This window comes from Bacillus sp. GW823-FHT06B01 (assembly GCF_058952315.1).
On the sequence record NZ_JBXAHR010000018.1, the window covers coordinates 1 to 8,506 of the forward strand.

General features: G+C 34.0%; 6 protein-coding genes and 1 pseudogene. 1 reads left to right on the forward strand and 6 read right to left on the reverse strand.

What is annotated here, in order from left to right; translation table 11 throughout:
- Positions 1 to 87: 87 nt before the first annotated feature.
- The 4 genes and pseudogenes from AC1Q8N_RS28570 to AC1Q8N_RS28585 all read right to left on the reverse strand — a co-directional run bounded on the left by AC1Q8N_RS28570 (position 88) and on the right by AC1Q8N_RS28585 (position 4,001).
- Entirely contained in the window at positions 88 to 1,164 is a 1,077-nt protein-coding gene (locus AC1Q8N_RS28570; RefSeq protein WP_098049501.1) for a glycosyltransferase WbsX family protein, read from the reverse strand.
- 215 nt (positions 1,165 to 1,379) lie between these two features.
- A pseudogene (locus AC1Q8N_RS28575) lies at positions 1,380 to 2,253 on the reverse strand (class I SAM-dependent methyltransferase).
- A 26-nt stretch (positions 2,254 to 2,279) separates the two neighbouring features.
- Entirely contained in the window at positions 2,280 to 3,002 is a 723-nt protein-coding gene (locus AC1Q8N_RS28580; protein ID WP_048543041.1) for a class I SAM-dependent methyltransferase, read from the reverse strand.
- Between the two features lie 204 nt (positions 3,003 to 3,206).
- A complete protein-coding gene (locus tag AC1Q8N_RS28585; protein WP_098080552.1) occupies positions 3,207 to 4,001 on the reverse strand; it encodes a sulfotransferase family 2 domain-containing protein in 795 nt (264 codons plus the stop codon).
- A 271-nt stretch (positions 4,002 to 4,272) separates the two neighbouring features.
- Between AC1Q8N_RS28585 and AC1Q8N_RS28590 the strand changes: the two genes are divergently transcribed.
- Positions 4,273 to 5,217 (forward strand): NAD-dependent epimerase/dehydratase family protein, encoded by a 945-nt coding sequence (locus tag AC1Q8N_RS28590; RefSeq protein ID WP_088610425.1) that lies wholly within the window; start codon positions 4,273 to 4,275, stop codon positions 5,215 to 5,217.
- A gap of 40 nt (positions 5,218 to 5,257) precedes the next feature.
- Here the strand turns inward: AC1Q8N_RS28590 and AC1Q8N_RS28595 are convergent, their stop codons facing one another.
- Both AC1Q8N_RS28595 and AC1Q8N_RS28600 read right to left on the reverse strand, forming a co-directional pair.
- Positions 5,258 to 6,034 (reverse strand): class I SAM-dependent methyltransferase, encoded by a 777-nt coding sequence (locus AC1Q8N_RS28595; protein ID WP_088610424.1) that lies wholly within the window; start codon positions 6,032 to 6,034, stop codon positions 5,258 to 5,260.
- A gap of 63 nt (positions 6,035 to 6,097) precedes the next feature.
- Complete coding sequence (locus AC1Q8N_RS28600) at positions 6,098 to 8,032, reverse strand: glycosyltransferase (RefSeq protein WP_098080550.1); 1,935 nt, start codon at positions 8,030 to 8,032, stop codon at positions 6,098 to 6,100.
- Positions 8,033 to 8,506: the final 474 nt, after the last annotated feature.

An 8,506-nucleotide genomic window follows, 5' to 3' on the forward strand; every position in this document is an offset into this window, starting at 1 on the left:
ACACGGAAGTTAAGCTCTCTAGCGCCGATGGTAGTTGGGACCTTGTCCCTGTGAGAGTAGGACGTCGCCAAGCAACTTTAAGACGAGTCAGAATGACTCGTCTTTTTTGTATGCTTTCATACCTCTATTAATTGCCTGCTTAACTCCTTCTAAATAGGCGAATCCATACCTTTTATCTGGTTCTAAGTAAGTACCTTCTGCCCATTCATTCCACGCATTAATAAATAAAAACTCGCTGTTGTAAAGAGAATAGGTACGCTGGATTTGTTTGCTTAAATATATCGCGAACTTCCTAGGGGTAGAACCTAGGAAGATGCTGCTATTTAAGTCTTTGCGGCGTGCTGTATTGTCCCAGTCAACAAAGGCACCAGGAAATGTTTTTTTCTCTGGAGGAGATCGTTTTAGTATATACATCCACACTTTATCATAATCCCAAGCGTTTATTTGTTTACCAGACTCATATATTGTCTTATTTATGTCTGAAGAGCTATCATGAGCAATTGTATAAAAAGGCTCAAATTCAATGCTAGCATCAAATCCATTTATATTAGGAAGTGGAAAGCTGTTTAATGTTTCTGCAAAGTATATACCTTTTAAACCATTTTCTTGTGCGAGTGTATTCCAATAATGAAGCATTTGTTCACAATGAGGGATATGCCCGGGACGATAAATAATGAATAGTGGTTTATCGTCTATACGGATATATCTCTCATCTTGGAAAGCTTGTAATAAATACTCAAAGTGCTCTTTCCAATCCGATAATTCTCCATAATTTTGAGGCATTAATATGTGACTATCAAGACCATCCCAAGTTTTTGTCCACGGTTCATTTGCCCAAGAAAGGCAAAATGGAAAATCTGGTTCGCCCGTCTTAAGTACCTCATTAAAGGGTGCCTCCAATAGCCTCTTCCCTTTAAACCAGTAATGGTAATAACAAAAACCATATATGCCATGTGCTTTGGCGATTTCTGCTTGCCACTTTCTTACGGATGGGGTGGTTAAGTCATAATAAAAATCTTGATAAGGTTCTCTAGGTTGGTAATGTCCTGAAAATAAAGGTCGTGCACTTTTAGTATTTGTCCATTCAGTAAACCCTTTCCCCCACCATCGGTCATTTTCTTTTATTTGATGAAACTGTGGTAAGTAAAAAGCGATTATTTTCAAGATATATCCCCCTTATGTTCTTCGTAGTTCAAGTGGTGGGAAGTTACTTTTGATTTTTCGAATCTAGTTAAAACATGAGATATGTTATTTACTCACTGTGTTTATGCTGCATAATGAATTCTTTTGTATAGTGTGCTTAATATGGAAATCTTTGATGATTTAATATATACGGCTGAGATACAAAGTAATCTTCATTATACAATGAGCGAAAAGAGTTAATCTTTTTGGAGAACAAATAGAGCTTGGGGTAACCGGTTTGTATCATCAAAAAAGTCCCGTAGCTTTAAATACTTCTCATAGTGGTTTTTAATATAAGTTCTAGGTATAACGGTTTCCCCGTAGAAGCTACTGTTTCTAACGTCTCCAGCTCCCGTAGGGCTGTGGACAAAATTGCCGCTTTCATAATCCGAGATGGCATGATTTATATCTGGAAAAGCTTGCGATAAAGTTTTATGCCATCCCGTTTGAATTAATTCAGGGTGTTCCTTAAATTGTTGACAGAAATCGAGAAAATAGCGTGCTTGTGTTGTGGCGATGAAGATGCCACATGGACGAAGAATTCTTGAAAATTCCTTTATCCAATTTTCTGCTGTTTCTTCGGATAAATGTGAGAATACAGAATAAGCGAATATGATATCTAATGAATTGTCATTAATAAATTCTACAGGAGGTTGTGGGGGGAGCTATTTTATATCTGCCTCTTCCTAACGTTTCGTTGCAAAGGTTAATCATTACAGGATCTACATCAATACCAAGTAAGTTTTTATGGCGAACATCTTTGAAAAAGAAGCGTATGATTCTTCCCCATCCGCAACCAAAGTCTAAAATTTTACGTTCTTTATTCAAGGGAACACCTAGATTTTGGGCATGTGTTTTTACAAGGCTATAAAACAAATATGCTTCATAAAGAGCATGTTCATAGGAAGCGCCTACAAACTGTTGTTGAATTTCTTCAGGGGGGAACATAGGTACTGAAATGCCATTGATCTTTGTTTTTGAGCAACTTTGTATAAATAGATTAAGAAGTTCAACATCAGAAAGCGGGCTAACAAGGTTATCAAAATCACTTCCTAACTTAAAGTTATTCATTTGTTAACCTCCAAATTATATAGTGCCTAAAAATCATTTTCATGTTTTTTACTAATAAAAACATGTAGAAATTCAGCATCTAACCCCAGTAATCTATCCTTTTGTAAATAAACAATGGTATACATATTTGCATGTGTATAAATATATTCAATCATATCTTGACCCCAATCAAATGTTACTAAAGACCCGTTCTCATCAATAGGATTACCATGATAAATTGGCTCCTCAATATATTCGATTCCTTCTTTATTGATTCTTGCTCTTTGTAAAGTCTTTGTGAGTGTATGATACCAAGGGACAGTAAACACATGAGCACCGCCAGGCTTTAATACACGCTCTATTTCTTTAAAGGCCTTGTTTGGCTCCATTACATGTTCAAAGACATCTTGAGTAATGAATAAATCAAAAGATTCATTTTGAAAAGTCATGTCTTCTAAGTTTTCGCATCTAATTCCTTGAAAGTATTGGCCGAGAGGGTAGTTTTTAAAGTATTGAGAGTATGTATAGTTTTTGCAGTTTTTTATTAGTAGTTGAGTTGTAATTCCTCCAGGAGAGGATTCGTGGATATGATAGGAACCCCATTTTGGAAAAAATGTATTTAAAACATGGATTAGAGCGCGCTGTCTTGGTATAGAGTGGCATGTAGAACATAAGTAGTGATCTCTAAGCCAATCATTATGCTCTATAAATGTAGCTTTCTTCTCACAAATAACGCAATATCCATTATTGTGTTTCAAATTACCTTCCACATGACATCACTCCTGTGTAAAAAAATGCATATGACACACACGTCAACAATCAGCGAAATCAAAGAGAGTGGGTGGAAATTAGGAAAACCATAAAAGTGAGATTGGTAGAATGGAATAATTAGCGGGAGAGAACCCCACGCTAATTAAAGTTTCACTTTATGCTATGCGATACATTCACTTTTATTCATTGAAGAATGTATCGACTTAGAATATCCCTTTTGTGTACGGATACATTTCAAAGTCTTGTGCATATATTTCTGTAACTAACGCCATTGTTTCTTCATCATAAAAGCTTTCATATGTTGGAAAGCGAGGAAAGGCGGCATCTGTAATGCTGAGTTCTGCATAGCTTCCTGTATAAAGCATTTTATAAGCGCGATGATGATCTGAATTTGTAAGTAGCGCTAAATTGGATTTAATCAAATCGTACGTGTGTTCCATCTTGGTGATTTGTGTATTAAAATCTTCTAAAGGAATATAGTATTGGATGAAGTTTTCTTCACCTGGAACGTATTGCTGACTAAAATGTATGTCCATTGCTAGGGAATTGGGACCTAATGCTCGAACGTAATATAAAAATTGTTTAAATGATATTCCTCGAGTACTATATTTGTCATTATACAAATAATGGCGGATACTTTCCCATTGCGGGCTAGCGTATGGATTGTCAGCAAGTAATAAAAATGAGCTGACGGCCCTTTTGTAGGGATTCCGTACAAGTTTACAAACATCTTTATTTGCTGTTAGAAGCCCATTTTGTAACTCTGGTATGTAGTTAGTGTTGTTTTTATACACCCAGAATTCATAGTAATGAATAAAGTCATGGTATTTCTTTGCTTCATTAAACAATCCAATTTGAAAAAAGAACCAATTAGCTAAGGCGGTACATCCGCTTCTATGGCTCCAGAATAGTATAAGTGGAAAGTCTTTATGGAAATGTGGGATTCGATCTTTATGTAGGATTACATGATTTAAAAGCTCTTGATTTACACTCTTCATACATGTAGTGCTCCTTTTTGAAATTTTTATTTATGGAGAAGGGAAGTTTTTACTAATCCAATATATTCATGGGAATGAGTAAATAGTATGAGTGTTTTTTTGCGGTCAGCTTAAATAAGATAGCGATTCTAAAAGGAAAATATAAAATAAAGATAATGAAAATTTATAGGAAGCATACAATGATAAGAGGATGAATAATAGCAGTGACCAAGTTCATTTAGTTGCATTTCTAGGTGTGATAAGCAAAAATCTTATTACTAGAGAGGATATTATGAGGAAGAATAATTATTTAATAGTAGGTGGGAATAGTTTCATTGGTATTAACCTCGCATTAGGTTTATTGAAACAAGGTCAAACTGTCAAAGTATTTTCCAGACATATAAATAATTTTCCTCAAAATATTATAAGTGATGTTGAATTTATTAAAGGTGATTTAGCAAATGTTGAAGATATATATAAAGCTTTAGTGGATGTGGATATTATTATTTATTTAGCTGCAACGTCTAATGTAGCAACTTCAATTGAAGATGTTTTCGGAGATATAAACAGTAGCTTTTTTTTTCTTAACTTCATGGAAAGTGTTAAAAATTTTCCTGTTAAAAAAATCGTATTAGCATCTTCTGGAGGCACGGTTTATGGTGAACCGGAATATTTACCTATTGATGAGGAACATCCATTAAAACCACTTTCTCCTTATGGAATAACAAAAGTGTCGCTTGAAAATTACCTGTACTTTTATAAGAAAAAATACGGAATTGACTATGTTGTATGTAGATATTCTAATCCATATGGAAAATATCAAAATCCTTTAAAGAAAGTTGGGGCAATAAACTGTTTTTTGTATCAGCATCTCAGTAATGAAAAGATTAATATATATGGGAATCCACAAGAGATTATTCGAGATTATATTTATATCGATGATTTAGTTGAAATCACTATACAACTATCACAATTAAATCGTTTGAAATCTTGTGTATATAACATAGGGAGCGGCAAGGGTCTCTCTTTAAAACGAATTATAGTAGAATTGGAGAAATTAACGGAAAGAAAAGTGGACTTTACCTGCTATAAACAAAGGCAAGAAAATGTTCAAAAAATCATTTTAAATATAGATAGAGTAAGACGAGAATGTAATTGGGAACCGAAAATAGATTTCAAAAGTGGAATTAGATTAAATAAGCTATGGATTGAAGAGTTCTTATATAGTAAAAAATAATAAGCCATGCCCTACTTTTGTATCAGTAGAGCGTGGTTTATTATTTTATTTCTTTTTTTATTACCCAAAGGTCTTGATGTTCCCACCAAAAACCTTCAGTGTATTTTTTGATGACAGGGTTATAGGGCAATAATTTAATTTTGTCACATACGTAAGAGGGACTAACGATCGTTTGCCCGTATTGATGAACATCCAAATCCAATTGTTCACTAGAAGGGAGAAACCAATAACCCTGTTTATTTAAATCTGGAAAGCTGAAGTACTTTTTACTTTGATAACCATGAGTTGTGAAAATGAGTAAGCCTTCAGGAGAAACAGCATTATACAATGTTTGAAGCCAACGAAACCAAGTTGTATCAGGCATATGAGAAAAAAAGGATAGACAAAAAACGATATCATACGTAGAGGAGGTCAAATTTACTTGTTCAGGTTCAGGGTGAGATAAGATAGAAGAAGTATTTAATGTACGTTCAATAAAAGTAATAGCCTCTTCATGTATATCGCAGGTAGTTATACTTAAGTTCGTTTGTAGGTTTAATAAATGACGTGTTACGCAGCCATATCCGGATGCGAATTCTAATAATTTTATTGGAGTGTCTATAGGAGGATAAAAGGACGTAATTAAATCTAAGAGTGTTTCTGCGGATTTTCTCCCATCTTGAAAATAATAATCTATCGCTTCTTTTTTAGATGGGAAGACTGGATTAGTGACAAGGAATTGAAAGATATGATCCTCTGGATGAATACTTGCATTTACATTGTAGTTGTGTGCAATTTGAGAAATCAAATCTTTATTTGCCTCTATAAATTCTTTCAATGAGTAACCCCCCTTAAATGATAGTAACGTCTTACAAGAGATACTGATGGCGAAGAAAATATATCATTCAATCTTCAAATATGCTTTAAGATACTTTCTATATGTGTACATTTTCTTTTTTGAAATGTCGTCGATAGTAAAGGTTTCTTTAATGAAATTCTGCATTTGTACAACTTCACTGTAATGGGAATATGAATCTTCTGTTCTCGTTACGCTATTTGTATGTCGTCTATGATAGTTTAACGGTTTTGGATTGAAATAAATGTTCCCCTCTTTAAGAATAGAAACATAGAAAAACCAATCACCAGCTACTTTAAACTTTTCTAATTGTTTTTCTGTAGTTTTTATATCTATGTTTTTAAAAACTACACTTGAGACATTAGGTATGGTGTTTTTGATAAGTAATGTATCTTGTATTTCATCTATCCCTTTTCGGAAATAAGAACTTTTCCATTTTCCTTTATCAATATCATTTGTGTAATCTAAATAATGATTGGCTAGGATATTTCCTTGTTCATCTATTTGTTTTGATTGTGTGTAGCTTAAGGTAACATCACCATTTATATGAAACCCTTGTATTACTTCTTCTAAAAATGTCTGATCACATAAGTCATCAGCCTCTGCAATCCAAATATAATCACCAGTTGCTGCAGAGACGCCTTTTATCCATTGTTTAAATACAGAACCAGAGTTTTTATCATTAATAATCTGCTGAACTTTTAGGTGGGGCTTATTTTCGTTTGAGAGCAGCTGTTTAAATATAGATACGCTATTGTCAGTAGAGGCATCGTCTAGGAAAATTAGTTCGTAAAGGGGATAGGTTTGGTTTAATATGGATTTAACTCGGTCAGGTAAGTATTTTTCGTAATTATAGTTCGGTATGATTACGCTTATTTTTTTGTAATTATGATCAAGTAGGTTTAACAGTTGATAAATGTAATGAAGAAAGTTAAAATCTTTTTCAATAAGCTCTTGGCCAAAGCGCCCTTTTTGTAATCGTAAGTCTTCATCTCCAATAAATTCATATATTCTTTCCAGCACCTGCGGTAAATTTAAAAAGTCTACTAAGGCGCCAGTTTGTTCCGTAACAACATCTTCAAAACCTCCAGCGTTTTTAAACCCTATAACAGGGACTTTTGTATCTAATGCTTCTAAAACAACGTTTGGAAAAGGATCTTCTCTTGAAGTTAATAAATATAAATCAGCCCCGGCGTTATATAAACCGATATCTGGAGTAGGCTCAACTAATGTGAAATGTGCTGTATATCTTGGGGATAGTGTGTTAAAGAAATGAACATCCGTTCTCCCGACCCAGATAAAATGAATATTCGTATGAACTTTTCTTACTGAGTAAGCAATAAGTGAGAATAAATCTATCCCTTTCCGATGATCAGCAAAACCTACTCCCAAAATGATTTTGCTATCTAGAGGCAGGTTGTGTTTTTTTCGTAATTCGCTTCTAGCTTTTGCAATATTGTTCTTATAAGGATTGTGGTTAAACAAGCCTTGAGGGAGGATGTGACATTTTTGATGATCTAATTGGGTGATTGTACGGAATTTTTCATACACGTACTGTGAAGGGAAGACAATTTTGTAAGCAAACTGGGCAATGTTTCTCGCTTTCCCCTCGGCAGAGTACTGTTGTATTAAATGCGGCAATTCATGTATTAATGAAATAACTTTTATATTGTGTTTAGCTAGTAATGCAACTATGTCACCACTTATGACGGTACTACATATGGCGATGGTATAGTCTTGTGATAGTAACTTCTTTATTAATAATTCGACCCTTTTTTCTGTTTGGTAGTCTTCCTCTAGGCAATAAACAGGACCATACTTTTGAAAATCGTGGATTAAAATGCCCGTTCCAATAGAAATAATTGCGACGGAGTAATGAAAGTTTTCTTTAAGAGCTTTAATAGTATGTAAAGAAAGCAGCTGTGCTCCGTGGAAATGGGCATCATGGGATACATAAATGATCTTCTTATTAACATGCATTTCATAACGCCTCCTAAGTTAATTAGATTTTTAGTAAATGCATGGTGTATTTATAATTCCTAGAGAGAAGTGGTAGGAGATAATTGTGAATACAGCTGGAATGTACTCGAAATAAAAAGTGCTACCTTTAATATATATTTGTTTGGTTTGCTATTCATTCTTTAGAAAGGTGTAAGTAAGAAAGTATAAACTGTCGATTATGAAAGTGATTGCAACAGTTTATTAATCTCTAGGAACGGAGTATAAATGAAGAAGGTTCAATACCCTTTAGAATTTATAAAATAAAAAGGATAAAAGGTATTGACGATTAGGATATAGAGGTGTAATATAGAACAAGTCGCCGATGCAATAACGCAGAACGCGGCACACAAAATAAAAAACTTAGTTGACATTAACTAACGAAGATGTTAACATAAGGAAGTCGCAAATGAGCGACCGAGTAGTTCTTTGAAAACTGAACGAAACAAACAACGT

Coding starts and splice junctions, on each gene's coding strand:
- AC1Q8N_RS28585 (WP_098080552.1), bottom strand. CDS start 4,001: ATGAAGAGTGTAAATCAAGAGCTTTTAAATCATGTAATCCTACATAAA.
- AC1Q8N_RS28590 (WP_088610425.1), top strand. CDS start 4,273: ATGAGGAAGAATAATTATTTAATAGTAGGTGGGAATAGTTTCATTGGT.
- AC1Q8N_RS28600 (WP_098080550.1), bottom strand. CDS start 8,032: ATGCATGTTAATAAGAAGATCATTTATGTATCCCATGATGCCCATTTC.